Source organism: Fischerella sp. (assembly GCF_013388695.1).
Taxonomy (GTDB): Bacteria; Cyanobacteriota; Cyanobacteriia; order Cyanobacteriales; family Nostocaceae; genus PCC9605.
The window spans coordinates 1-25,187 of sequence record NZ_JACAEU010000030.1; the positions used below are offsets into that span (position 1 = coordinate 1).

Below are 25,187 nucleotides of genomic sequence, written 5' to 3' on the forward strand. Positions count from 1 at the left end.
ATATGAATTTACAATTCACGGGTATGACCAGACGTAGCATTGCTACGTCTCTACAATGATTTGGCATCGAGCTACAAAAATGTATGCAAACATAATTCATGACCAAATTCAGCAACGCCTTTTGGGGCTTACGCATTTTTAACAGATACTTTCCCATCAAGCTCACCTTGGTACTGGTACTTTATTTAGTATCGATGCGATCGCCGCATCTATTTGCAAACCATCCAGCAGCGCTTCCGGTTTAAGAATCAGGCGATGACGCAACAACGGAGGTGCTACTGCTTTCACATCATCTGGAGTGACAAAATCCCGTCCTGCTAAGTATGCAGTTGCTTGCGCTGTCACAAACCAAGAATTAGCAGCGCGAGGTGATGCACCCAAAGCTAAATCTGGATGCTGTCGCGATGCACGTACCAATGCCAACAGATAATCAATAATCGCCTCTGAAACTTTCACTTGTTTGGCTTCTTGCCGCGCCTGTAAAATTTCGAGTACTGTGGCTACAGGTTTAAGACGGGCTATATCAAAGCGACGTGCTGCAAAACCCGCCTGTCGATTTAATAACATTTGCTTTTCCGCTGCTTCATCAGGGTAATCTACCACCAACTTGAATACAAACCTGTCTAGTTGCGCTTCTGGCAAGGGATAAGTACCTTCAAATTCCAAGGGGTTTTGGGTTGCAATCACCCAAAATAACTCAGGTAAGGGTAAACTTTCACCATCCAGCGTTACCTGCATTTCTTCCATAGCTTCTAGCAACGCCGCCTGTGTTTTGGGGGGAGTACGGTTAATTTCATCTGCCAACAGCACTTCGGTAAACACTGGCCCCTTTTTCAAGGTAAAACTGCGGCTATTTAAATCAAAAATATTCGTACCGATAATATCGGCAGGCAATACATCTGGCGTGAGTTGAATGCGGCGAAACTCCGCTTGAATTATCTGTGCCAGCACTTTTACCAAGAGTGTTTTACCTGTTCCTGGTACTCCTTCCAAAATAACGTGTCCACCCGCAAGCAACGCTATCAGTAGCTGTTGTACCAGAATGGATTGTCCGACAATGACTCGGTTCAGCACTTGGCTAAGGCGATTAAATACAGAATGGCTTTCGCTCATGTTGTTATTTATACTGTTAGCGGTTAGTGGTTAGTGGTTGGTAGTTTAACTACTAACTACTAACTACTAACTACTAACCACTCCGATATTTATGTTTATTTACGCACAGTTACTTATTTAAACAAGTAATTTTTAATTTTTAATTTTTAATTTTCCGTAGGGTTTGCCATTTCCCCAGCCAGCTAATCAAGTCTCGTTCGCTGATGCGGTGTTTTCGAGATTGTTGCTGCAAAACAGCATCTAGTTCTGCCGTAGCAGTGCCTATTTGCTGCTGCCAAGCATTGACTAAAGTTTGCTTATCTAGTAATTCTGGCCCTAATCCCAAAGCTTTTTGAAGTTGCAGTTGTTCTTGTTTACCGATCATCTCAATCACAAAGTCGGTGGATTGAGCTTTTTGCAGCACTCCTGCCAATGCCTGGATATAGGCTTCGCTGTTATCAAGTTCGGGTGTATCTAAAGCTACTAGCTTACCAAAACGGCGATTCTGCGCCCAAATTAGCACCACTAGTAAAACTCCTGCCTGGATAAATGCAGGCAATAATGGGGTTTTAATTAAATAACTAAATAAATTCCCTTCGCCTTCACTCTCCCTGACATCGGCATCTTTGTAGCCGTGGATGTACTCATCTACAAATACTAAGTTATTTTTTTGTGTAACTAAATTAGCTAAATACTGGAAATTACTTAAATAATCTTGATAGGCATTGGCAGCCAAATGGGGAGTAGTAGAAAAAATAACTTTGCCTTGACCATGTTTTTCTTCCCAGACAATAGCACCAAAGCGATCGCCTAAAGAAATTTTCCCGTCCTTTGATACAGAAAGCTTTCGTCGTCGTGTTGCGATTTTGACATCACCAAAGGGTGAATTTTGCATGGTGCTAAAGTTAGCCGCTGTCACCCTTGCGCCCACACCTAGAACTACTAAAGTATTGCCAGCTTTTACCCATTCTTTTTGTTCAGACAATAGAATTGGTTCACTTAACAGGCTGTTAATTCTCAAGAGAGTGACGGGACGTTCCTCTACTTTTAAATCCCCAAAAGGCTTTTGCCAGCGCTTGATCGTCGTACCGCGTTCTTGCATAAAAGCATACCAAGCACCATAGCCATCAGGGGCACGGCTATAGGTGGAACCACTATTAATTTTGCTACTACTGGGAGCAGCGATGAAGGTAAGTAAGATTATTACTGCTGTGGCGATCGCACCTAGCCAGACAAGACGGTTTGAGCGTTTCATATCAAAAGGCTAATGGTTAATAGCTAATGGTAAGAGAACAATTAGCTATTAGCAAATTAGCCATTAACTATCTCTTGATATGCCTGCTGACACTGTTCGTAATTTTCCGGTAAAATCTCGGTGCTGCCAAAACACAATTGTTCGTGAGTGGTAATCAAAGTCTCGTAAGGCTGGATTTGCGGACGAGATAAGCCTAGCAATTGCAGATATTCACCATCAGTGCGGCTTTTTTTGTGAGGGAGAATGGCTTGTTCGTGCAAGTGCTGCAACATCGCCAAATAAAGACAGCGACAAGCCTCTCGGTAATTTTCCTGACGGTAAAATTCTTGCGATCGCGCCAACAAACTAGCTACCGACAATTCATTGTCTTGGACTTTAGCATCAGAATTATTAAGATTACTACCTCTAGCAAGCCAGGAATATAAATAAGGACTAAATTCTCGCCATAACCGCCACACCAACCAAGCTAAGAACAAGCCTAGTCCTAGCCAAAACAAAAACTTCAACAGTGATATGAACCAAGGATCTATCGACCATCCAGAAGGTAATTCTGGCAGCGTCGCATCGAAGCGAGACAACTGGTATTCAAACCATTCTCCCACTTGTTGCTGAAACAGAGAAATCTGCCAACCCCAACTAGTCTTTTCAAAAGAATCCGTCGTCATATCATTACAGAACCGTCAACTGCCATAATTTGTGTTTGTATGAATGTACTAGAGAAAGATAATTCGCTGAATTAAGTAAGCGCTTACCAATTTGAGCTTGGATGTAATTGAGTTTAGCGATCGCTTTGACTATTGTCTATCTGAGTTTTGCAAAACTATCCGAAACCCGTGAAAAATCCGGCCATAAATCCAAAGTGACTCTGGATAGTCCTTTTATCTGTTTTTTCACAGGCTGTTGTGTTTTTGGTGCTTGAGGTTGGGGAGTTGCCAATTGTAAAATCATCTCCAGCAACCAAGGACAAAGGCGTTGACACCATACTGCTAAATGACTTTGCCATCCAACTAAAATTTCCGGTGAATCTTTTTGCAATCCACAGATGAATGCTTTAGCCACTCGTTGGGGAGTCATCGGCATCACCCAGCGAAATAACTTTAAGTCGCGCACCATGTCTGTATCTGTAAGAGTTGGCAGTAATGCTAACACTGGGATATTGTATGGGGCTAGTTCGCGGCGTAAAGCTTGAGTGAAACCTAAAATCGCAAATTTGGTAGCTGAATAAGTCGCCATAGTTGGTGCAGCCACCTTCCCCATCAAGCTAGAAACATTAACTATTGTTCCTTCCCTTCGGCTTACCATGCGTCTAGCCATCATATGAGTTAGGGTGTAGGTTCCCAACAAATTCAGAGAAAGTTCCTCTTGAACCTGGGGTAGTTTAGATTGCAAAAAGGAATTTTGGTAGGCTACGCCTGCACAGTTTACCAGCAAATGAATCGGGCCATAACTGCGCCAAAGTTGGGCAACGGCAACATTCACAAACACTGGCTTAGTCAAGTCTAATGCCATGATTGTGGTTTCTACTCCCATTGCCTCTACTTCTTTAGCCACCTCTGCTAACTTTTGGCGATCGCGTGCAACTAAGATCAGCCGCTTCATGCCTTGTTGCGCCAGTTCCAGAGCAATGGCACGCCCAATACCACGGGAAGCCCCAGTAATTAGAGCTACCTTGCCTTGAATATTCATGGATTTGAACCTCCATACTTCCAGTCTTACCGCACCTTAGTCATACAATCGCTATCAGAGCTTTTCCGCAATTGAGTACAAAGTAAGACAAATTATTGAATCTATTGAATTTCACTTAAAATCCTAAGCCGAAAATTAACACTTCACGCGATCGGCAGAATGGATATAACTCATAATTTACTCCTCTGTTAGATACTAGGATTCACCTGTATCGCTAATTGCCTTACACACTTTAACAATTAAAACAAGTACCTGCAATATTTGTTAATAAGAATATCTTAATAATTCTTAAAAATCAAAGTGTATGAAGTATGTATATATAGACTGAGTAATATTTTTTTATATAAGTTACTCTTAATAATTGTTGATTGATATCTTGATTTTCTGACAACCAGTTCAAACTTTTCTTATTTTTCCGAAAAAGAGGCTATTTACCGAAATTTTCATAACTTATTCATAGCTTAGACACAATACAGGCATATTTCGTTTGTATACTAATTATTGACTTAACGAGTTAGTAAATTAAGATTTACGTCTGATGTAAATTAAAACGGCAGAAGGCAAAAAGAGAACCCCAAAAAATCGCCCTTAATAGCCAATTTTTGGGGTTCCCTCCTAGCTTCTTCACTTATGTGGAACAGCCACTCTGTGTGCATCTGTCCATCAAGATTCAATTAATCCCACAGGACAAGCAACGTTTGTTCCTCCTAACCCGCAATACCCACCAGGGTTTTTGCCTAAGTATTGCTGATGGTAATCTTCAGCGTAGTAAAATTCTGGTGCATCGAGGATTTCTGTAGTAATCTTTCCATGACCTGCATTGCTGAGAGCTTTTTGATACGCCTCCCGCGATGCTTCTGCTAGCTTTCTTTGTTCTTCAGAATAAACATAAATCCCAGAGCGGTATTGAGTACCAACATCATTACCTTGACGCATTCCTTGGGTGGGGTCGTGATTTTCCCAGAATACTTTGAGTATGTCAGTGTAACTAATCACTTTGGGATCGTATACAACGCGCACCACTTCGTTATGACCAGTCATTCCAGTACAGACTTCCCTATAGGTGGGGTTAGGAGTGATCCCAGCAGCGTAACCCACTGCGGTAGTGAAAACTCCAGGAAGTTGCCAAAATTTGCGTTCTGCACCCCAAAAGCACCCCATCCCAAACATGGCCATTTCCATACCTGCCGGGAAAGGAGGCAGGATAGGATTACCGTTGATATAGTGACGGTTGGTTACTGGCATAGACTCTGCTCGTCCAGGCAAAGCTTCTTCATGAGTGGGCAAGGTTAATTTTTTACCAAATCCAAATAGCACCATTGACTTAGACTCTGATTGGTGAAAATTATTTTTACTTTACTTAATATTATGAACTACACTTGCACAACACTAAGCGCTAAGTGCAGGTTAAATAATTGCAACCGTCATTCTGGTCTGTCAACAAAGTTTTGATGGGTTCGTAGTCAGGACTTTAGTTCTGAATTTTTAAGCACTGAAGTGCTTACTACAAACCATTAAAATGAATGACACAGACTACTACTAACAAATGACTAATGACTATTGACCATTGGCTCGTTCTTGCTCAATTACAGCGGGTTCAGAGAAATAACTATTAATTTTATTCAGAATCGGTATTAATAGTACCAGCATCACAGCAGAGAACATGTCCCCACCCCAACTGTCATGCAGCCAGTGAAAAGCAGCTTCTTGACCTGTACCATGAAAATACGTAAGTAAAGTGTTGCGAATGATATTGCCGCTAACACTAATTAATACGGCTATTGATAAAAACGAAATGGTTTTATGGCGGGAAGACAAAGCACCAGTCCAATAAAGTAGCATCAAGCCAACATAGAGAGTAGTAAACAACATTTTTAACCCGGCACAGTAGGGAGCCACTTCTACAATGCGTCCTCCCACATATATGTTGATTTCATCAACAGTTACTGCCATACCAAACTGATTTAAAATAAAACCCGCAGTGCCAGCGATGAAGCTTTGTAGAGGAAAGGTATAGGGAGCAATTAAATAAGGTACTAGCGTTGGTGTTGCTAGAAAAACTAACAGCAGGGGAAATCTTTGCAATTTCAAACCGAGAATTCCTTTGAACCACAAGCATAATCCTGTCAGTATGGTGGGAAAGGAAAGATTAACCCATTCACTGATGCCACTTAGATAAAAAATGCCTCCTACTAACAAAAATACAGCACCTAAGGGATGGATACGATTTGGTAGTCTTTGCCATAGCTTCCGATTTTTCCAACTTATATAAGCAGCGAAAGGTAAACCAATAATACCGTGACTAAAATATTCGTGTTCTGTACTGATATTTTTGTTTAGCCAACCATCTAACCAATGGAGTAAAAGGGGAGCATAAAGCAGCCCCAAAATACCTAAAATGCCTAGGCTTAATAATTGTGGTGAAATAGTATGTTGAAATTGACGCTGGTTCAGCATAATTTTTAGCAATAGTCATTAGTCATCGATCATTAGTCATTAGTCATTTGTTAGTAGTTGTAGAGACGTGCCATGGCACGTCTGTACATTGGTTAGTGGTTAGTGGTTAGTGGTTGGTGGTTGGTTGTTAGTGGTTAGTGGTTAGTGGTTGGTGGTTAGCTGTTTCCTTCTCCCCATCCCCCACTCTCTCCATCTCCCTACCTCCCCATCTCCCCACCTCCTTTATCTCTGCTTATTCAAGCTAATAAAAGCTTTTCGGAAGGAGAATTAGTTGCTAGTGCATGGGCGATCGCACCTGTGATTTCCTGAATTTGGCTATTGCTCAAACCTGGATACATCGGCAACGATAAAATTTGCTTTGCCAGCATTTCTGCATGAGGAAAGTCACCGACTTGATAACCTAAATCAGAAAATGCTGGCTGGAGATGACAGGGAATGGGGTAGTGAATGCCTGTTTGAATTCCTGCGGCTGTTAGTTGTTCTTGGAGTGCAGAACGTTCTATAGGACAAGTTTCACAAACTCTGATTACGTACAAGTGATAAACGTGTCCCTCGCCGCTGTGGTTTTTTATAGGGATAATTCCGCTTGCTGCTAGGGGTGCTAGTTGAGTAGCATACTGCTGAGCGATATTTAGGCGATCGCGATTCCACTGCGGCAGATATGGTAATTTTTGCTGCAATACTGCTGCCTGGATCGTATCTAAACGGCTATTTGTACCTGCTTCTGTATGAAAATACTTTTGGGATGCCCCATAATTCCGCAAGCGTACCATTTTTTCAGCTACATCTGGATCTCGCGTAACGAGCATTCCCCCGTCACCAAATCCTCCCAAATTCTTGCTGGGATAAAAACTAAAAGCTGCTGCTATCCCTACTGAACCAGCGCGATATCCCTCTCGTTCGGCTAGATGTGCCTGTGCGGCGTCTTCAAAAATTAGTAGTTTGTAGGTGTCGGCTAAATCCAAAAGCTGTTTTGGCGATACCATTTGACCATAAAGATGCACAGGAATAATAGCTTTGGTTTTTGAAGTAATTGCCTTTGCAGCTGCGTTTAAATCAATTAAAGCTGTTTGGGGATCGCAATCTACAAAAATCGGTTTTGCACCTGCACGTAACACGCCAATTAATGTTGCTACAAAAGTATTGGCTGGCAAAATCACTTCATCTCCAGAACTAATATTACAAGCTTGTAAACCAAGGGCGATCGCATCAGTTCCACAGGCAACACCAATTCCATATTTTGTATCAGAAACCGCAGCAAATGCTGCTTCAAAATCTGACAGTGTTTGCCCTAAAACAAAATCTCCTTGTTTCAATATATTCTCAATTGCCTGTAGGAGATGATTGTAAATTGGTTGGTGTTGTAAATTCAAGTCAACAAAAGGAATTGCTATTGATAGATTATTATTCATTTTCATAAATACTCAAAAATTCGATTTCAAAAAATTGTAGTTAGTAGATAGTAGTTAGTAGTTAGTAGTTAGTAGTTAGTAGTTAGTAGTTAACCACTAACCACTATCTATTTCCCATTCCGATTAGTGTTATCTTACCCAAGTAGAATCGGATACTAACGTAGTCAAGGATTAAAATCAGCAATACTGAGTATAATCGTAACCAAGGAGAAAGAATATCTGTATGGCTCTTAGGCAATAAAGTTGACCCCTAGCACTGCCTTACTGAAGTAAAAACTTTCGGTCAGTGAAAAATTTTACTCCCACCTTGTTGATCCGACAGAAAATTGGGGAATGCTTAAAAATAGCAAATAACCCAGAGACAGTGGTTATATGAATTACATTATCGAAAAATTATCAAGGTAGCGATGGTAATGGTAGAGCCTGAAAACAAATTGTTGCCCTTGAAGGATGGTTGGGCATCCCCGGAAACCCGAGAACAACAACGCCTCAAGGCTTTGTCAGAATTAGGTTTGCGACAACCAGAAACGATTCCAGTTTTTGAAGAAGCGACTCAAACTGCTGCTCATTTTTTGGAGGCACCAATTTCCATTTTGGGATTTGTGGATCAAGAACGCCATTGGTTTAAATCAGCAGTGGGTTTATCTAGGTTGGGATTAATGAATCAGTTGGCACAAAACCGTCAATTGTTACGCCGGGAGTCTTTTTGTACCCAGGTGGTAGAAAATTCGCAAATAATAGTAATAAATGATACAAAAAAACTAACTGATGCAGAGCTTGTTGCCAGCAAGTTGCTACTAGATTATGGCATTCGTGCTTATTTGGGAGCGCCACTATTTGATGCTTCGGGAAATTGTTTGGGCGCACTAGCGGTAATGGATTTAGTACCGCGCAACTTTACTAATCGAGACGTTGAGTTTTTACAAATCATCGCTCGTTGGAGTATGAGTGAATTTGAACGCAACCGACTCCTGCAAGCGACTTCAGAAAGCAATATTTCCAAAAGCGCTCCTGATTGGTCACTCCCAGAAGCAAATACCAGTGAAATTAGAATCACCCCTGTTACATTTTCAACTAACTCAGTTCCTACTAACCAACTCAAGTTAGAACTTTTAGGGCAGTTAACTCAGGAGTTGCGTACGCCTTTAACATCTGTATTAGGCATGGCTAGTGTTCTTGGACGTGAAATTTACGGACCTTTGACTACTAAGCAGAGAGAATATTTAGAAATTATCCAACATAGCGGTCGGTACTTGCTTTCCCTAGTCAATGAAATTTCTGAACTGGGAGCAATGGATGAAGCTGAGAAAGCACTAAATCTCGCTCCTGTAGATATTGAAATGCTATGTCAACAAGCAATAAATACTCTGGAAGAAGCAGCTAATCGCCGCGAGCAAGATATTCGCTTGTCTCTCGAACCAGGACGCAATCGCATTTTGCCTTTAGATAAAGACAAGGTGCGACAAATGCTGTATCACCTAGTTTTCAGCGTGATTCAGTTATCTGCTACAGGTAGCGTTGTGCGAATTCATGTTTCTTATAAAGACGATACGCTCAATATTACAGTTTGGGTTTCGCATCCTTGGTTAGGAGACGGTATCACTGAAGTTGACCCTTATTTTTGCCCTAGCGCAGCGCCACTGCCGGAACTATCAGGTGAGACAGCAATTTTTAATACTCATTTAGAAAACCAGGAAGAAGCAGACAGCTTGCCACTAGTCGCAAACAAGTCTCAAGATGTGAGAGTTTCCACCTCAAGTGTGCTGGATGTGACAAAACGGCATGGTAGCCTCTCACGCGAAAGCTTGGGTTTGTTACTCAGTTGTCAGTTGGCAGAACTGCACGGCGGATATATTTCAATTCAAGGTTCGCCAGAATCTGGATTTCGCTACGTGCTGAGTTTGCCACTAAATCAAGAGAAAGCAGAAGCAATGAATGATGTTTCATCAACTACCGCTTCTTCTTAGCAGTCATCATAAACTAATAGGGAATGGGGAATGGGGAATGGGTGAGAATTATAGAATTATGAATCTTAATTCGGAAAATTTCATAATTCATAATTCATCTAGCATGGTCTATGAACTGGAAGTTTTTCAAATTTTGAGAAATACCAAATTATTATAAATCCAAGTTCTCTGCTCTATGCTAGTTGTTTACAGCATCATATGAATCTAATCTGGCAAAAATTCACTTTATCCTATACTCAAGGAATATCTTGACACCAGCTACCTGCATGGTTCTCTTGTGGGGCTATTGCGCTCTTGGCGGCAAAGCAGTATTTTGTTGCAGTGGGGAGACATAATAGCGGCTGCCTTAGTTAGCTTGGTGTTGGTGTTAGCACCATTTACGGTGAATAATACAACTTTGCTGGGGCTGTTGCTGACAGCTTGTGCGGCATTCTGGCTACTGTTGACTTTATCTGATGAAGTCACATCCTCAAATACTTTGCTTGTCACCCCGATTCACTTATTAGTGTTGCTCTACTGGGGAGTTAGTGTAGTTGCTACAGCTTTATCTCCAGAAAAAATGGCAGCTTTAAAAGGGCTGATAAATTTTACACTCTATTTGCTGCTGTTTGCACTGTGTGCCAGAATACTCAAATCACCCCGCATTAGATCTTATTTGCTGGTTTTGTACTTGCACGTGTCTTTGTTTGTGAGTATCTATGGAGTGCGGCAAAAGATTTTTGGTGCTGCACAGTTGGCAACGTGGGTTGACCCTGAATCTCCATTGTCAAAAAATACCAGGGTCTATAGTTATTTGAGTAATCCAAATTTGCTGGCTGGATATTTGTTACCAGCTGTGATTTTGAGTTTAGTGGCGGTGTTTGCTTGGCAAGGATGGCAGCGTAAAGCTTTGGCTGTCACTATGTTTGTTGTGAATATGGCCTGCTTCCGTTTTGCTGACAGTCGTGGTGGCTTTATTGGCTTGGCGATCGCTCTAATTTTCCTAGTCTTGTTACTGCGCTACTGGTACGGTCAGTACCTACCCCGGTTTTGGCGCATTTGGTTAGTACCGATGCTGTTGGGGTGTTTTTTGGCTGTGTTTGTGGTGATGTTTGGAGTTTCAGAAACTTTTCGCCTCCGCATAACCAGTATTTTTGCTGGTCGTGAAGATAGCAGTAATAACTTCCGTATGAATGTTTGGACTGCTGTGTTTAACATGATTCACGACTATCCAATTTTTGGTATCGGGTCTGGACACGACGTTTTTAATAAAATTTACCCACTCTACCAACTGCCTCGGTATAATGCCCTCAGTGCTTATTCGATTTTGCTAGAAGTTGCTGTGGAAACTGGATTAATTGGTTTGGCTAGTTTCCTATGGTTTTTAATCGTGACATTTAATACAGGTTGGTTGCAACTCCAACGATTCCGGCAATTAAATAGTGTGAATGGTTTGTGGTTAATTGGGGCGATCGCTGCTTTGGTAGGTATGCTAGGTCATGGTTTTGTGGATACTGTGTGGTATCGTCCAGCAGTCAATAGTATCTGGTGGCTATTGGTGGGTTTAGTAGCCAGTTACTGGACGCCTTTTGTTCAAGACCAAACTCGACAAGTAAATTCACCCCATCCAGAACCTACAGCAAACTAAAGCCCGCTCTAGAAAATTAAAAAGGCCTTGGAAAAGAAGAAACCCAAGGCTTTCTGTGTGTTGTCATCTTTATTAAAAGCGTGTGTTATGGAAAATTTTTTGGTTAAATCCGCTTCCACATTTACTGGATGGCGATTCACAAAATTATTCTCTGTAGGTAGTGCCACCAACAGCGTTAGGATCGCGATAACGAGTTGGTTCATCGTTACGCTTCCTACCAGCCAAACCAGCTAGACCTAACAAACCAAGTAATCCTAACCAACCCCAATCAAAACCATCGTCATATCTGGTAGTAGGTGTGGTGGTAGTGGTATCAGGAGCGGTAGGCGTGGTTTGTGCTTGTGCGGGTAAAGTCAAGGGCAAAATTATCATACCTAAGGTAACGATGCCAGCGCCAACAACTTTAGTGAGATTGCTTTTCATGGTGAAAGTTCCTCATCTGTTTCAAAGTTATTCACCACTCTATCGAGACTCTATATGAACAAAATCACTCTATAGCCATAAACTCAACACTTTAAACTCACGCTTAAGATATATTAAAAGCTGCCATCCTTACAGGGGTTCGGATAAGACTTATATCCTGTCAAGCATATATATTGGTTTAATAACCCTTTATAGATTCGTAAGACTGAATATCTTGCAGCATTCTCATAAGAGCCTCTGGTTCTTAATTCTCACCTGCCAGATTGAACCTGATGACGAGGGTGGTGGGCTGCTGCCTCCGGAGTTTTACAACTGGTGCAAGATGTAAATAAGACAAACTAAGGGATTTTTCAGTAATATTAGACGCAAGTACAATTCTCAATGAGCGATAAAAGCGACGGTTACAAAGTTGTTAGTGAAAATCGGCAAGCCCGGTATTTGTATAATATTCTCGAAACCTACGAAGCTGGTATTCAGTTGACGGGAACCGAGGTTAAATCGATCCGTGCAGGCAAAGTCAACCTTCAAGATGGCTATGCTTTGATTCGCAATGGAGAAGCATGGCTAATAAACGTCCATATTTCACCTTATACCGCGAGTGGACAGTATTTTAACCACGAACCACGCCGCACGCGTAAATTACTGCTGCATCGCCAGGAAATTCGGAAGCTAATTGGCAAGGTGGAACAGCAAGGTTTGACTTTAGTACCTTTAAAAATGTATTTCAAACGTGGTTGGGTGAAAGTAAGTGTGGCTCTTGTCAAGGGTAAAAAGCTGCACGATAAGCGAGAAGACCTCAAGAAGCGCCAAGATCAACGCGAAATGCAAAGGGCGATGAAGAATTATTAAATAGTCAACAGTCCAGAGTCAATAGTCCAAAGTTTTTTGACTCTTGACTTTTGACTCTTGACTTTTGACTACCAATTATATTTTTCTTGCCCCGAATCTTCCTTAAATAATCCTAGAACTGGACCAAGAATAGCCCCAACAACAAAACCACCAGCGTGTGCCCAGTAGGCGATGCCGCCACTTTCCATACCGATGTTGCTCGGTGCTTCAAGGCTGGCAACTCCGTAGAATGCTTGCTGGAGAAACCACAATCCGAGAAAAAAGTATGCTGGAACGCGGAAGGTAGGGAAAAAGAAACCCAAGGGAACTATACCCAAAACTTCTGCTTGGGGAAAGCGGACTATGTATGCTCCCAAAACACCCGCGATCGCCCCACTCGCCCCCAAAGAAGGAACAGCAGAACCTTGTGAAAAGTACCACTGAGCTAAGGTGGCTAAAACACCGCAAGTTAAATAGAAAAACAAATATTTGATATGGCCTAACTTGTCTTCTACGTTATTGCCAAAAACCCACAAAAATAACATATTGCCACCCAAGTGCAGCAAACCACCATGTAAAAATTGGGCAGTAATCAATGTCACCCACTCTGGCACGGGCTGATTTACGGAAATTCCTGCAAAACTAGCTGTTAGTTCTCGTGGTACTACCGCAAATAAATGGAAGAACCCGTCTAAATATTGAGGAGGTAGACTTGCTTCATAAACAAAAGCGAGGACATTAGCAGCAATCAGCCCATAAGTAACATAGGGCGTAATTTTTGTTGGATTATTATCTCGAATTGGAACCACAGGCTTTTTTCTTCATTTATTAGAACTAAATTCACAATATCTAAGCTGTCTAGTTTTTTCTTCTAACCTCTGGATAGATTTAGTAATGTGAATTGGGCTTAATTGTTGACTAAGCAAATATCACGGACTGCAAAATCTCATCTAAGTTGATGACAATCTAAATTTTGCGGTGACAAGATATGCTTTAGATGTGTTGTGAACAAAATTCGTAACTATCATAACTACATACTAGCAAAGTTCGGTGTAATTTTATTCTTAAGGGCATTGGCTAAATCAACTCACTAGTTTATATGTCAACAAATACTGAAAAATTTAGTTAGAACTCTTTACCTGGATTATTTATTGGTAGAAGATATCGCAAAATTGATCAAGTGAGGAAAATAACAACTTTGTCAAGATTATGGTTAAAACTTACAGAATTATTGCTATCTATGAAGGTTGTCATCCGTGGATGTTTCAGAAGGAACTAGCATTTGTATGCTACATTCAAAGTTGTAGATATATTTATTCGCACATTTTTTGTTGGGTTGAGTCTTTGATTTTCCCAAGCTATATATGTATGTATATATAGCTAAGTCTTATTTGATAAAAACATCTGTATTGATGATTTGTTACGATTTATAAAATAATCTGTGGCCAATAGCACAGACAATTGTAATCGAGTTCAACTGTGTTAATGCATCTGAATAATGCTTCTTACGGATGGAAGATAAACTTTGTAATTCAACCCTTAGGGAGTTATGAACTGGTACTCCTGTCATAGTATGAAACATAAGAGTACTATCATTATCTGTGTTCACTGATGTGGTAATAGGAACAAATTTCTTAGTAAAAAATGCTAGGGGTGTACTGTCCATGCCCTTGACGATCCTCGTAGTGGATGACGATCCGGGCACTCGTTTGTCTATCAGCGATTATCTTGAACTGTCTGGTTACTCAGTAATTGTTGCTAATGACGGCCTAGAGGCTTTGACAAAGGTGGAAGAGTGCCGTCCTGATTTGCTGGTTACTGATATTGTCATGCCACGAATGAATGGTTATGAACTGGTGCGCCAGGTGCGTCAAAAGCCTGCGTTCCGTTTGCTGCCAGTAATTTTGTTAACAGCACGAACGAAGACGCAGGAAAGAATTCTTGGCTACCAGTCAGGGTGCGATTTGTACTTGCCCAAGCCTTTTGAATTAGAAGAGTTAGGAGCGGCAATTCGTAATCTCTTGGCGCGATCGCAGATAATTCAATCTGCTTTTCGTGCTTCTGAACCGGAGGAGGAAAACCACTCCCAGTTAAATCACACGCAACAATCTCAGTGGCTTTTAGAACTGACACCAAGAGAACGGGAAGTTCTTGAACTTTTGACTCATGGTCTTTCTAATGCTGATATGGGTCAAAAGCTGCACTTGAGTCCTCGGACAGTGGAAAAGTACGTTAGCAGTTTATTGAGAAAAACAGCCACCAGTAATCGAGCCGAATTGGTACGTTTCGCTATGAAGCATGGTTTGGTCGAATAGCTGCCACTAATGCTTTGCTGGGAGAGAAATAAAAAATAAAAGTTTTTAAACTAGATTTAGTATCAGATGCGTTACTAATCTTAAAAGAAGTGATATTGGCGACTTTCAAATTTTTAATTATTTATTGCGATCGCTCTAATTCTCCAAAAGCCAAGCGAGATTCTATCCGATCTAGCACTGCTTGCCAAATCTCATAACCATTTTCGTTCAGATGTAAACCATCTGTGGTTAAGTCTTCGCGCAAATTGCCCTGAAAATCTGCAAACCAATTATAGAGGTTTAAATAATTAACTCCTTCTTGTTGAGCAATCAAAGCCAGTCGATGATTGATACGATTAACGCGGCTATTAGAAATTGTTGGCAGGCGAGTTGGCAAAATTGATTGGATAATAATCACACTATCTGGATGATTCTGCTGCAAACGGCGGATAATCCGGCGATGATTGCTTAAAATCTCCTCATCGGTCGCACCTCTGCGTAAGTCGTTAATCCCAGCCATGACATAAATGACACTTGGTTTAGTTGTGGCAAAAGCAGACAATCTTGTTAAAACACCACTAGAAGTATCTCCAGATATTCCCTGATTCAGCCACAATTTTTCGCTAGGGAGCATTTCTTTGGGAAACCACATGCTCAAAGAATCACCTAGTAAAATACTCAAGCGATTGTTGCCTTGACCTTTAGCGATCGCTTTGGCTTCCATTGCCAATAAACCTTTCCAGTCTTGATAGGTTAATTTATACTTATCCCCTGACTCCGATAATGTCTGCAAGTAATCATCATATGAGCGAGTATAAATCTTACCTGCCTTGAGAGCTGCCAATCGATGGTAATAAAGTTGATTTCCAGAGACAAGCTTACGGGCAGGCTTATAGCTTGGCTTTGGAAATGATTCTGCTACAGCCAAATTGCGATCGCTGAATTCTGGCGAGGGAGTTTCTAAAGTTGGGGCTACCGTTCCACCTACAGCGGGCTGCAAATTCTGTTTTGTATTCCAAGTTACTTGATTGTCTGAATTGATAGTCGATTGCTGTGGTAATACTGGTACAACTATTCCTGTTAACAAACCTGCTGCCAACAGATAAACATCCCTCATGTCGTATTTTCTCCTGTTTTAGTTATTCTCTTTCCAAATCACAGCAGTTATTTGCTGATTACAGGATAATCCTTCATCAGCTAAATCCTCACCTTCTACAGTATTTACACTGTATAGGTGTTATTTCGCTAGCTAGTGAGATTAGTTTTACAATATCTTTAATGTGTTTTACTGTTGCTATATTTGTCTAATATAATACTTGTTTTATTAAAAATTAAGTATTATTACTATATAAACTACTTCTAACACTTCTATAAATTTCTTAATCAAAAAAAGTTTTAACTAATCATGCAGTGAAAATAAATAAACCGTCATGAACAAGTCAAAATGCAGATGCACTCAGCATTATTCCCTTCTGGTTTCAAACACTAAATTTGTTACTCTTCAAACCGATAACGGCTACCGATAGCATAATTTTCATTCATCTCAAACGAGATCCACCGCCTTTGCAAAGTCTCAGCAACGAAACCTGTTGTATTGGAACCTGCAAAGGGATCTAAAATCAGATCGCCTTCATCTGTTAAAAATTTAATAAAGAACTCCGCAAAACCTTGGGGAAAACGCGCAGGATGAGGTTGTATTCCCGCTGCTTTACAGCGACGCAGGTATACACTATTAGATTCAGTATTGGCAATTTCTAATAAGTTAGGTGGAATTGCACCCTGATTATTTTTTTGAAACTTCTCAGAAATATCATGTCCGCTAGGACGCATTTTAGCTTTATAGCCATTTTTGAGTAACTGCTTCATACTCTGGCTGTATGGCTTTAAAACTTTTCTGTTATCAGCTTTCGGGTGAGGCGTTTTCGATAACCACCAAACTACATTTACTGAATCTTTAACGCGAATGCGCCTAATTGTCACCCATTCAGCAGGAGTAGGTAGTCGTGCTGGATTATAGTGATAAAACTCTTGGGCAAGAAAGAAGCCGACTTCCTTACACAACCTGACTAATAATTCATATTGGTAGATACTCCGTACTGGATTACCAGGTAGGTAAGCACCGCCTAAATCCAGTACAAATGAGCCATCATCTACAAGTACTCTTTTAAATTCGTAGGCAAAAGGTAGAAACCATTCTATATATTTTTCAGCACTTTCGTTGCCGTATTCTTTTTTGCGGATGAGCGCGAATGGAGGTGAAGTAATAATTAGATTAATAGTGTTATCTTCAATAAATTTTATTAGCTCTTGGCTATCACCTAAATATGCAGCACCGTAATTTTGAGAGTAATAGGGTGTAAAGTTTATTGCTTTTTCTGATTTTATTTGTTCTTGTGTCAAGAGAATTTGTGCTTATAATTTATTTTCATATCAAATTCTTATTTAAATCCCCTCTTGTTTAGAAAGAGGGGTACTTAAAAGGAAAATAGGGTAGAAATAAAACTCTACCATTTTTTGTAAGGAAGAAATTTACCAGACATGATAACTTTAACGCGATCGCCTTTGGGGTCTTCTTCTTTTTCGATATCTAAAGTAAAATCAATCGCGCTCATGATTCCATCACCGAACTTTTCGTGAATTACCGCTTTCATCGGCATTCCATACACCTGCATAATTTCGTAGAAACGGTAAATCAGAGGATCTGTTGGTACAACTGGGCCTAATCCTTTGACAGGAAATTCTATTAATTCTTTCACATAGCTTTCATCAAGCCCTAATGCTTCAATCAATAACTTTGCCTCTTCCTGTGAAGCACTAGCTTGACGATAGATTACAGCCGCAATCCATACTTCATCACGTCCCAAAATCTTTTCTAAATCTGTAAAGCTTAGTCCCTTGTCTTTTTTTGCTGCTAAAAGTTTTTGAGTAATTTCGGGAATAGACACCTGAAAACTCCTCCGGTGAATTGACTTTCTATACAAGTTATCACTTACTTACCCTTCTGATTCAGTCGGGTAGGGGCGACGGGTTCGCGTCTGCATTTCATCTGCAACAACAAGGCAACTTTTGAGAGTTTCTAATGGTTGTTCACTTACAACACGAGATAGTATTTCTAGCACTGCCTGACGGCTACGACTACGCGGTCGCACTAGCAGTATACCTGGATGAGTGCCTGGTGGAAAGCGGCGAACATCTGAGAAATCTAAATCAAGAGTAATGAAAAAGCGTTCTTCAGCACACACCTGCTGCCAAACAATTTCGTCTTCTGCGCCAGATAACCCTTCATCAGTTACGCGATCACATTCGTAACCAGCTTGCTGCAAAAACTCAACATGGGTTTGTGCCATGTTCTCGTCGAGTTTCACCAACATTTTACTCATCGCAGTGGCAGCAGTTCCTCTTCTCTAGTTAATTGTGCCGCGTAGGCAATCGCAGCCCTAATATCTTCTAAAGTCAGTGGCGGATACTCTTGAATAATTTCCTCAAATGTCAGTCCTTCGGCAAGATTATCAAGGATGACCGATACCATGATGCGTGTACCTTTGATGCAAGGTTTGCCGTGACATACTTGGGGATTGATGCTGATGCGTTCTTGCCAGTTTGCCATGATTCTGATAATTCTTTATTGAGGTTAATTTTCTGCGTAAACAAAGCATCGCTGCTTTAGCTCTAGACAGTAAAAATTTTCTTTGCCATCTTTAGTAATTTACTTCTTCGCTGCTGTAGATTCTGCTTGTTCTCCTGTGCTGGATAACTAAGTATTTTGTCCCAATTATTTTCTGCAAGCTGTTGTTGTCTCTCATGTTTTTCTAACAACTCTAAAGTATCTGAACGTAATTTGTTACCATCACTTAACTCTCGACCTCTGTCATTTAATACCGCAAATAATCTATATGCTTCACTTCTATCCTCACTGACAATATAGATAACATAACAATCCTCTATTACAGATTTTCTCAGGTTTAGAAGATTATTCAGTTTTTGAGCAGTGCTAGAGTTAGGAATATCGTTTAGTACTTTACCAATAAGTTTTTTATTAATAGACTCCCAAGCAGCTTGCAATTTTTTGTGGGAATCTCGTGTAGCTTTGGGATTACGACTATTAACCAAGTCTTCAAAAAATAAGCGATCAGCTTTAGAAAGAGTTAGACGAAGTCGGGGTTGTAATTGACTATTTACTACTTCTTTATATTCTAAATACTCTGATTTTGTTGTGCTAGCATAAGATTTGGCAGTTTGGGAAGTATCTATATCTTTTTCAATTTCGGCTTCTCTTGCAAGAGACTCAAAAGTTCTAATAAGTGAAGCAATCGTAAGTGTGAAAGTGGCCAGTCTTTGCTGACCATCTACTAAATCATAAAGATTTCCTGTATAACTGTTAGGTATATGCTGTTTTATGCTTACTAATCCACCAAAAAAGTGTTTTCTCGGCTGATGAGAATTATTTTGTCTAGCATTATAAAGCACTAACAAATCTTTGATAAAATCATCTATCTCTTCTTGCTCCCAATCAAAAGCCCTTTGATATTTTGGTACTTTGAAAGGAATTCGACGACAGAACAAATCACCTAAGGAAGTACTTTCAGGTTGCATAGTCATAATTATTACACCACTGACTAACCTTATTCATCTGTGACAGGTTAAGGTTATAGCGCTTTTATTTATAAGCAATATTACTTAAAAATGCTTCAAAAACTGTGGGAGCGATCGCATAATCTTTGTACTCATCATTCACTTTTGAACTGAAAACTCAGTAATAAGCTTACTTTGATACCTTATTTTTCACTCACTTTTCAGCATAATTCCTAATTGACAAAAGCAATGTTATCTTAACATGTCATTAATGAACCTTATTACTTATATTAATTGATTTAGCGAAATACAGTTTTGTGTGCAATTATGACCTTATGTATAAAAAATCCCCCACCAAATGGCAGGGGATTATTTAATTACCTATCAAAACTAGCAACCGGGTTAACCGAACTTACCAGCCGTCGAGGCAATGAGGAATGCTGCATAGGTTAGAACATAGCCCACACTAAAGTGAACTAAACCAACCAAACGAGCTTGAACGATAGACAGAGCAACGGGCTTGTCTTTCCAGCGAACCAGGTTCGCAATTGGAGTACGCTCGTGTGCCCAAACAAGAGTTTCAATCAACTCTTGCCAGTAACCTCTCCAGGAGATGAGGAACATGAAGCCGGTAGCCCAAACTAGGTGTCCGAATAGGAACATCCAAGCCCAAACAGACAGGTTGTTCATGCCGTAGGGATTGTATCCGTTAATCAACTGAGCGGAGTTAGCCCAGAGGTAATCACGGAACCAGCCCATGAGGTATGTAGAAGATTCGTTGAACTGAGCAACGTTGCCTTGCCAAATACCTAGATGCTTCCAGTGCCAGTAGAAAGTTACCCAACCTACTGTGTTTAATGCCCAGAAGGTAGCGAGGTAAAAGGCGTCCCAAGCAGAGATGTCGCAAGTACCGCCACGACCGGGGCCGTCGCAAGGGAAGGCGTAGCCGAAGTCCTTTTTATCGGGCATCAGCTTAGAACCACGAGCATCCAAAGCACCTTTAACCAATACTAAGGTGGTGGTGTGGATTGCTAGGGCAAAGGCATGGTGTACTAAAAAGTCACCAGGGCCAATTGTTAAGAACAGGGAGTTAGTACCAGAGTTGATTGCATCCAGCCAACCAGGTAACCAAACGTTACCGTAGTTGGGATAAGCGGTGTAAGCAACACTGTCTGGGTTGGACAACAGAACGTCGAGTCCATACAGCACTTTACCGTGAGCAGCTTGGATGAACTGAGCAAACACAGGCTCAATCAAAATTTGCTTCTCGGGTGTGCCGAAGGCAACTACTACGTCGTTGTGTACATACAGACCCAAGGTGTGGAAGCCCAAGAACAGGGATACCCAGCTCAGGTGAGAGATAATCGCTTCTTTGTGCTTCAGCACGCGCTCTAGCACGTTGCCCTTATTTTGTTCGGGATCGTAGTCACGTACCCAGAAGATGGCACCGTGAGCGAATGCACCGAGCATCAAGAAAATGGCAATGTACTGGTGGTGAGTGTACAACGCTGCCTGAGTTGTGTAGTCCTTAGCAATGAATGCGTAAGGAGGCAGGGAGTACATATGTTGCGCTACCAAGGAGGTGATTACACCCAAGCAAGCTAGGTGCCAACCCAACTGGAAGTGCAGGGAGTTGTTGTAGGTTTCGTAAATGCCTTGGTGAGGCATGTTGAAGGGGCCTTCTACGGATTTGCCGAAGAAGGTTTTGGCATCCATCATTTCTTTGATGCTGTGACCGATGCCAAAGTTGGTGCGGTACATGTGACCGGCAACGATGAACAGTACTGCGATCGCTAAGTGGTGGTGAGCCATATCAGTCAACCACAGCGATTCAGTCTGAGGATGGAAACCACCTAAGAAAGTTAGAATCGCAGTACCAGATCCTTGGGAAGTGCCGAACACATGGTTTGCAGTGTCTGGGTTCTGTGCGTAAACACCCCAGTTACCTGTAAAGAAAGGTTGCAAGCCTGCTGGGTGGGGCAGAGTGCTGAGGAAGTTATCCCAGCCTACGTGCTGTCCGCGAGATTCGGGGATAGCGACGTGAACCAAGTGACCAGTCCAAGCCAGTGAACTTACACCGAACAAACCTGCCAGGTGGTGGTTGAGGCGAGACTCAGCCATCTTGAACCAAGCGAGGCTGGGACGGAATTTGGGTTGTAAGTGCAACCAGCCAGCAAACAGGAACAAGGATGCTAACAATAGCAGGAAGATGGAACCCATGTACAGGTCGCCATTTGTCCGCATACCGATGGTGTACCACCAGTGGTAGACCCCAGAGTATGCAATGTTTACTGGATAGTTAGCTCCACCTTGAGTGAAAGCTTCTATTGCAGGTTTACCGAAGTGGGGGTCCCAAATCGCATGGGCGATGGGACGGATATGAAGGGGATCTTTAATCCACTGTTCAAAGTTACCTTGCCAGGCTACGTGGAATAGAAGGCTGGAAGCCCACAGGAAAATGATTGCCAGATGACCGAAGTGAGTAGCGAAAATCTTTTGGTAGAGATTTTCTTCGGTCATGCCATCATGGCTTTCAAAATCATTTCCCATAGCCATCGCATACCAGATCCGACGTGTCGTCGGATCTTGTGCGAGATCCTGGCTAAATTTTGGAAATTTTGTTGCCATAGGTTAAATAAATCCTCTGACTCTTAGCCATCAAGTATCAGCGTTGTTAGTTGTTAGTTGTTAGTTGTTAGTTGTTTGTTGTTAGTTGTTTGTTGTTTGTTGTTTGTTGTTTATTATTTATTCCAAACAACGACCAACCACCAACAAAATCCTACTAACCACTAACTACTAACCACTAACTGTTCAAGCCGATTACTAGCCTATTGAAAGGATGTGTGCGTGGAAGAATGCCCAGGTTGTGGCAATTCCTCCCAAGAGGTAGTGAGCTACCCCTACAGCCCGACCTTGAATGATGCTCAGAGCACGAGGCTGAATTGACGGTGCCACTTTCAGTTTATTATGTGCCCAGACAATGGACTCAATCAATTCTTGCCAGTAGCCACGACCACTGAACAGGAACATCAAGCTAAATGCCCAGACGAAGTGTGCGCCTAAGAACATCAATCCATATGCTGACAGCGCACTGCCATAGGAGTTGATGACTTGTACCGCTTGTGCCCATAAGAAGTCACGCAACCAGCCATTAATGGTGATGGCACTTTGGGCAAAGTTACCACCTGTAATGTGAGTCACATTACCAGCTGCGTCTACCGTTCCCCAGACGTCAGATTGCATCTTCCAGCTGAAGTGGAAAATTGCAATTGAAATGGTGTTGTACATCCAGAACAATCCGAGGAACACATGGTCCCAACCAGATACCTGACAGGTACCACCACGACCAGGGCCATCACAAGGGAAGCGGAAGCCTAAGTTTGCCTTGTCTGGAATCAGACGGGAGCTACGAGCAAACAGGAATCCTTTTAAGAGAATCAGAGCTGTGACATGAATTTGGAATGCGTGAATATGGTGGATCATGAAGTCCGCCGTACCCAACGCAATTGGCATCATTGCCACTTTGCCGCCTACAGCGAGGATACCGCCGCCGAAGGCATAGCTAACAGGTTGAAGCGCATTAGGTGCAGTTGCACCGGGAGCAATGGTGTGTAGGTTTTGTACCCACTGAGCGAACACAGGTTGCAACTGAATTGCCGCATCCGAGAACATGTCTTGGGGACGACCCAAGGCACGCATTGTGTCGTTGTGGACGTACAATCCAAAGCTATGGAAGCCAAGGAATATACATACCCAGTTCAGGTGAGAGATAATTGCATCTCTGTGGCGAATTACCCGATCCAAAACGTTGTTTTGGTTAACTACGGGATCGTAATCACGCACCATGAAGATGGCAGCGTGTGCGGCACCACCAACAATTAAGAAGCCACCAATCCACATGTGGTGAGTGAAAATGCAGAGTTGGGTAGCGTAGTCGGTTGCCAAGTACGGATACGGAGGCATCGCGTACATGTGGTGTGCCACGATGATGGTCAGCGAACCCAGCATGGCAAGGTTGGTTGCCAACTGAGCGTGCCAAGAGGTGGTCATGTTTTCGTAGAGACCCTTGTGACCTTCACCAGTGAAGGGGCCTTTGTGGTTTTCCAGGATCTCTTTGATGCTGTGACCGATACCCCAGTTGGTACGGTACATGTGACCGGCAATGATGAATAATACTGCGATCGCCAAGTGGTGATGGGCAATATCTGTCATCCACAAGCCACCCGTGACTGGGTTTAGACCTCCCTTAAAGGTGAGGAAGTCAGCATATGTACCCCAGTTCAATGTGAAGAAAGGCGCTAAACCATTGGCAAAGCTGGGATACAGTTCGGTCAACAAGTCTTTGTTCAAAATGAACTCGTGGGGCAACGGTATGTCCTTGAGGGCGACTCCCGCATCCAAAAGCTTGTTGGTGGGCGCAGATACGTGAATTATGTGTCCTGCCCAGCCTAAGGAACCACAACCTAGCAAAACTTGCAAGTGGTGATTCAACATTGACTCGGCGTTCTGGAACCATTCCAACTTGGGAGCGCGCTTGTGGTAGTGGAACCAGCCGGCAAACAAGAGTAAGCCTGCTAATACTAGACCACCAATCGCAGTGCAGTACAGTTGGAACGAGTTGGTGATACCCCAACCACGCCAAACTTGGAACAAGCCAGAAGTAATTTGAATACCGTGGAAGCCGCCGCCGACATCCCCATTCAAAATATCTTGACCAACGATTGGCCAAACGACTTGAGCGCTAGGTTTGACGTTCAGAGGGTCGCTCAACCAAGCTTCATAGTTTGAAAAACGAGCGCCATGAAATATCATCCCGCTCAGCCACAAGGTCACTACTGCTAAGTGACCGAAGTGTGCTGCGAATATCTTGCGGGAAATGTCTTCTAAATCACTTGTATGTGTATCAAAATCGTGGGCGAGTGCATGCAGGTTCCAAATCCACGTAGTGGTTTTGGGACCTTTGGCTAGAGTTCTGTCGAAATGTCCTGGCTTAGCCCACCTCTCAAATGAAGTAGGAACCGGGTCGTTATCGACTATTACTCTTGCTTTTTTTTCCTCTCGCTCCGGAGGACTTATTGTCATTCGACCTCCTCTCTTAAAAAGGACTGAGGAATTATGTTTGCCACAAGCTGTCTTCTTAGCTTTAGTGAACTTTAGCCGCATCCTCCAGAAAGAGGGTGGAGCAGCAATGAAGACTCTATGTGGAGAGTGGTTTCTGTTGAATTATAAAGTCTTCTCTCACACATTGTTGGAGACATTTTAACAATAATTCAAAATCCTTGGAGTAATTGTGTAATCTGCTTTTCGCTTTTAAAAGACTTGTCAAAAAGTCAATAGTTTCTCTATTTATTTTACAAACGGAAACAATTCGCAAACTTTATAGTTCTATTTAGAGCAAATCATCTTAATCACCTTTATTTTGGTTACAGCATTCTTACCAAATAGCGTGTATTTCCGTTATGAGGATTACTAAAACATGGTTAAATTACTATTAAGAAAAATAGTTATTTTCCTTACATAAGATTAAGTTATGCTGAAATAAGCAAATTGACACTCAGATTCTTCAGGCAAGAG

Annotated in this window: 20 protein-coding genes and 1 pseudogene; 4 read left to right on the top strand and 17 right to left on the bottom strand. The window is 41.9% G+C overall.

All coding sequences use genetic code 11. The features are described 5' to 3' along the window. Positions 1-162 precede the first annotated feature (162 nt). The 7 genes from HXY43_RS04985 to HXY43_RS05015 all read right to left on the bottom strand — a co-directional run bounded on the left by HXY43_RS04985 (position 163) and on the right by HXY43_RS05015 (position 7,908). Positions 163-1,113, bottom strand: coding sequence for a MoxR family ATPase (locus tag HXY43_RS04985; protein WP_290880706.1), 951 nt, complete (start codon positions 1,111-1,113; stop codon positions 163-165). Positions 1,114-1,252: 139 nt separating this feature from the next. After that, positions 1,253-2,347 (bottom strand): DUF4350 domain-containing protein, encoded by a 1,095-nt coding sequence (locus HXY43_RS04990; protein WP_290880708.1) that lies wholly within the window; start codon positions 2,345-2,347, stop codon positions 1,253-1,255. Positions 2,348-2,403: 56 nt separating this feature from the next. Beyond that, complete coding sequence (locus tag HXY43_RS04995) at positions 2,404-3,012, bottom strand: DUF4129 domain-containing protein (RefSeq protein ID WP_290880710.1); 609 nt, start codon at positions 3,010-3,012, stop codon at positions 2,404-2,406. Between the two features lie 136 nt (positions 3,013-3,148). Then, positions 3,149-4,033, bottom strand: a complete 885-nt coding sequence (locus HXY43_RS05000) for an SDR family oxidoreductase (RefSeq protein ID WP_290880712.1) — start codon at positions 4,031-4,033, stop codon at positions 3,149-3,151. Positions 4,034-4,696: 663 nt separating this feature from the next. Further along, positions 4,697-5,353 (bottom strand): peptide-methionine (S)-S-oxide reductase MsrA, encoded by a 657-nt coding sequence (msrA, locus tag HXY43_RS05005; RefSeq protein ID WP_290880715.1) that lies wholly within the window; start codon positions 5,351-5,353, stop codon positions 4,697-4,699. Positions 5,354-5,590: 237 nt separating this feature from the next. Then, complete coding sequence (gene crtB, locus HXY43_RS05010) at positions 5,591-6,490, bottom strand: cyanoexosortase B (RefSeq protein ID WP_290880717.1); 900 nt, start codon at positions 6,488-6,490, stop codon at positions 5,591-5,593. A 236-nt stretch (positions 6,491-6,726) separates the two neighbouring features. Beyond that, positions 6,727-7,908 (bottom strand): DegT/DnrJ/EryC1/StrS aminotransferase family protein, encoded by a 1,182-nt coding sequence (locus HXY43_RS05015; RefSeq protein WP_290880725.1) that lies wholly within the window; start codon positions 7,906-7,908, stop codon positions 6,727-6,729. Positions 7,909-8,315: 407 nt separating this feature from the next. On the opposite strand from HXY43_RS05015, the gene HXY43_RS05020 reads away from it, so the two are divergent. Together HXY43_RS05020 and HXY43_RS05025 are read left to right on the top strand one after the other, a co-directional pair. After that, positions 8,316-9,869 carry a GAF domain-containing sensor histidine kinase gene (locus HXY43_RS05020; protein WP_290880728.1) on the top strand — a complete coding sequence of 518 codons (1,554 nt, stop codon included), beginning with the start codon at positions 8,316-8,318 and terminating at the stop codon, positions 9,867-9,869. A gap of 198 nt (positions 9,870-10,067) precedes the next feature. Further along, a pseudogene (locus HXY43_RS05025) lies at positions 10,068-11,496 on the top strand (IctB family putative bicarbonate transporter). Positions 11,497-11,640: 144 nt separating this feature from the next. On the opposite strand, the gene HXY43_RS05030 reads toward HXY43_RS05025, so the two are convergent. Then, a complete protein-coding gene (locus tag HXY43_RS05030) occupies positions 11,641-11,919 on the bottom strand; it encodes a WGxxGxxG family protein (protein ID WP_290880731.1) in 279 nt (92 codons plus the stop codon). 381 nt (positions 11,920-12,300) lie between these two features. Between HXY43_RS05030 and smpB the strand changes: the two genes are divergently transcribed. Next, positions 12,301-12,768, top strand: coding sequence for an SsrA-binding protein SmpB (gene smpB / locus HXY43_RS05035; protein WP_290880733.1), 468 nt, complete (start codon positions 12,301-12,303; stop codon positions 12,766-12,768). Positions 12,769-12,836: 68 nt separating this feature from the next. On the opposite strand, the gene HXY43_RS05040 is transcribed toward smpB, so the two are convergent. Next, positions 12,837-13,556, bottom strand: coding sequence for a rhomboid family intramembrane serine protease (locus HXY43_RS05040; protein WP_290880735.1), 720 nt, complete (start codon positions 13,554-13,556; stop codon positions 12,837-12,839). A gap of 855 nt (positions 13,557-14,411) precedes the next feature. Here HXY43_RS05040 and HXY43_RS05045 point away from each other — a divergent pair. Further along, a complete protein-coding gene (locus tag HXY43_RS05045) occupies positions 14,412-15,062 on the top strand; it encodes a response regulator transcription factor (RefSeq protein WP_290880738.1) in 651 nt (216 codons plus the stop codon). 121 nt (positions 15,063-15,183) lie between these two features. Here the strand turns inward: HXY43_RS05045 and HXY43_RS05050 are convergent, their stop codons facing one another. From HXY43_RS05050 to psaA, 8 genes are all read right to left on the bottom strand, one after another. Beyond that, a complete protein-coding gene (locus HXY43_RS05050) occupies positions 15,184-16,158 on the bottom strand; it encodes an SGNH/GDSL hydrolase family protein (protein WP_290880741.1) in 975 nt (324 codons plus the stop codon). Between the two features lie 377 nt (positions 16,159-16,535). Then, the gene (locus tag HXY43_RS05055) at positions 16,536-17,441 is read right to left on the bottom strand and encodes a site-specific DNA-methyltransferase (RefSeq protein WP_290880744.1); all 906 of its coding nucleotides are present in this window, start codon (positions 17,439-17,441) and stop codon (positions 16,536-16,538) included. 104 nt (positions 17,442-17,545) lie between these two features. Then, complete coding sequence (gene cynS, locus HXY43_RS05060) at positions 17,546-17,986, bottom strand: cyanase (RefSeq protein ID WP_290880746.1); 441 nt, start codon at positions 17,984-17,986, stop codon at positions 17,546-17,548. A gap of 48 nt (positions 17,987-18,034) precedes the next feature. Then, positions 18,035-18,421, bottom strand: coding sequence for a DUF5615 family PIN-like protein (locus HXY43_RS05065; protein WP_290880749.1), 387 nt, complete (start codon positions 18,419-18,421; stop codon positions 18,035-18,037). Further along, on the bottom strand, positions 18,418-18,648 hold the full coding sequence (locus HXY43_RS05070; RefSeq protein ID WP_290880751.1) for a DUF433 domain-containing protein: 231 nt from the start codon (positions 18,646-18,648) through the stop codon (positions 18,418-18,420). Before HXY43_RS05070 ends, HXY43_RS05065 begins: the two co-directional genes overlap by 4 nt. A 62-nt stretch (positions 18,649-18,710) precedes the next feature. Next, positions 18,711-19,640, bottom strand: coding sequence for a DUF262 domain-containing protein (locus HXY43_RS05075; protein WP_290880753.1), 930 nt, complete (start codon positions 19,638-19,640; stop codon positions 18,711-18,713). 375 nt (positions 19,641-20,015) lie between these two features. Continuing rightward, on the bottom strand, positions 20,016-22,241 hold the full coding sequence (gene psaB, locus HXY43_RS05080) for a photosystem I core protein PsaB (protein ID WP_026732788.1): 2,226 nt from the start codon (positions 22,239-22,241) through the stop codon (positions 20,016-20,018). A 195-nt stretch (positions 22,242-22,436) separates the two neighbouring features. Then, positions 22,437-24,695 (bottom strand): photosystem I core protein PsaA, encoded by a 2,259-nt coding sequence (psaA, locus tag HXY43_RS05085; RefSeq protein WP_290880756.1) that lies wholly within the window; start codon positions 24,693-24,695, stop codon positions 22,437-22,439. Positions 24,696-25,187 lie beyond the last annotated feature (492 nt).

Coding starts and splice junctions, on each gene's coding strand:
- HXY43_RS04985 (WP_290880706.1), bottom strand. CDS start 1,113: ATGAGCGAAAGCCATTCTGTATTTAATCGCCTTAGCCAAGTGCTGAAC.
- HXY43_RS04990 (WP_290880708.1), bottom strand. CDS start 2,347: ATGAAACGCTCAAACCGTCTTGTCTGGCTAGGTGCGATCGCCACAGCA.
- HXY43_RS04995 (WP_290880710.1), bottom strand. CDS start 3,012: ATGACGACGGATTCTTTTGAAAAGACTAGTTGGGGTTGGCAGATTTCT.
- HXY43_RS05000 (WP_290880712.1), bottom strand. CDS start 4,033: ATGAATATTCAAGGCAAGGTAGCTCTAATTACTGGGGCTTCCCGTGGT.
- msrA (WP_290880715.1), bottom strand. CDS start 5,353: ATGGTGCTATTTGGATTTGGTAAAAAATTAACCTTGCCCACTCATGAA.
- crtB (WP_290880717.1), bottom strand. CDS start 6,490: ATGCTGAACCAGCGTCAATTTCAACATACTATTTCACCACAATTATTA.
- HXY43_RS05015 (WP_290880725.1), bottom strand. CDS start 7,908: ATGAAAATGAATAATAATCTATCAATAGCAATTCCTTTTGTTGACTTG.
- HXY43_RS05020 (WP_290880728.1), top strand. CDS start 8,316: ATGGTAGAGCCTGAAAACAAATTGTTGCCCTTGAAGGATGGTTGGGCA.
- HXY43_RS05030 (WP_290880731.1), bottom strand. CDS start 11,919: ATGAAAAGCAATCTCACTAAAGTTGTTGGCGCTGGCATCGTTACCTTA.
- smpB (WP_290880733.1), top strand. CDS start 12,301: ATGAGCGATAAAAGCGACGGTTACAAAGTTGTTAGTGAAAATCGGCAA.
- HXY43_RS05045 (WP_290880738.1), top strand. CDS start 14,412: ATGCCCTTGACGATCCTCGTAGTGGATGACGATCCGGGCACTCGTTTG.
- HXY43_RS05050 (WP_290880741.1), bottom strand. CDS start 16,158: ATGAGGGATGTTTATCTGTTGGCAGCAGGTTTGTTAACAGGAATAGTT.
- HXY43_RS05065 (WP_290880749.1), bottom strand. CDS start 18,421: ATGAGTAAAATGTTGGTGAAACTCGACGAGAACATGGCACAAACCCAT.
- HXY43_RS05070 (WP_290880751.1), bottom strand. CDS start 18,648: ATGGCAAACTGGCAAGAACGCATCAGCATCAATCCCCAAGTATGTCAC.
- HXY43_RS05075 (WP_290880753.1), bottom strand. CDS start 19,640: ATGACTATGCAACCTGAAAGTACTTCCTTAGGTGATTTGTTCTGTCGT.
- psaB (WP_026732788.1), bottom strand. CDS start 22,241: ATGGCAACAAAATTTCCAAAATTTAGCCAGGATCTCGCACAAGATCCG.
- psaA (WP_290880756.1), bottom strand. CDS start 24,695: ATGACAATAAGTCCTCCGGAGCGAGAGGAAAAAAAAGCAAGAGTAATA.